This window comes from Sutterella massiliensis (genome assembly GCF_016899755.1).
GTDB lineage: Bacteria > Pseudomonadota > Gammaproteobacteria > Burkholderiales > Burkholderiaceae_F > Sutterella > Sutterella massiliensis.
This window is the reverse complement of the sequence record NZ_JACJJC010000141.1, coordinates 1-925: the sequence shown is the minus strand read 5'-3', so window position 1 is coordinate 925 and position 925 is coordinate 1. Positions and strand designations below refer to the sequence as shown.

Annotated in this window: 1 protein-coding gene; it reads left to right on the top strand. The window is 55.8% G+C overall.

Annotated elements, in window-relative coordinates:
* A partial coding sequence (locus H6A60_RS11805; RefSeq protein ID WP_205104867.1) for an autotransporter outer membrane beta-barrel domain-containing protein occupies positions 1-498 on the top strand: 498 nt, incomplete at its 5' end.
* Positions 499-925: the final 427 nt, after the last annotated feature.

The following is a 925-nucleotide window of genomic DNA, read 5'->3' as shown; positions in this document are numbered from 1 at the left end:
GAGTACGACCTCGACGGCGTGAGCATCACGGCCGAAGCCGGTTGGGATCAGCTCATCTCGAAGGGTACGACCGAATCGGGCCGCACCTACGAGTGGCGCGTCGAACCGCACGTTCGTGCTTACTGGTCGAACCTCGGTTCGCCCGAAGACTACACGACGGGGCTCGGCGAAACTTACAGCTCGAGCTTTGACAACGGTCTGCTCGTCCGTGTCGGCGCCCGCACGAAACTCGCTTCGACGAAGGGTACGGGTCCTGCCGTTCAGGCCTATGCGGAAGCCAACTGGGTCTACAACAACGGCGACTACTCGACCACCGTCTCGACGCGCTACGGCGACGCGACGAGCACGCAGGAAGCCCCGAACTTCGCAGAACTGCGTCTCGGCTTTGAAGCACAGTTCACGCCGCGCGTGAACATGTGGGTTGAAGGCCACCACCAGACCGGTTCTGACGACTACGAGTCCTCGGGTGCGATGATCGGCTTCAAGTATCGCTGGTAAGCGGAAGAGGGCACTCGGGCTTCGGTCGCCCGAGTGCACACCTCTTAACAAGACCGCCAGAAAGAAGAGCCGCCATTCCTGCAAGGAACGGCGGCTCAACTTTTTGAATAAGTGGTAGTCCCGCTCGGTTTAATTTCCCCTCCCGAGCGGGACTGATATCCGGCCGCTGGATGTTCAAAATACGGCAAGATAGTCGACAACTCACGCTGTCAACGCGGCGATTGTATACCGATAAGTCGACTAAGCGAAACTGTCGTAGCGATTAAGTGAACTCAACACTCAAGTGTTTTTAGTTATTCGTTTACATTCTATGCATTGTAAATAATGATGAATCTCGCCCATAGAACGGTACACACTTCCAGGACAACGAAGTAATAACGCCGTTGAGTTTCCAGGTGTCGAAGAAATGCTCAAAGCGCCTTCCAAC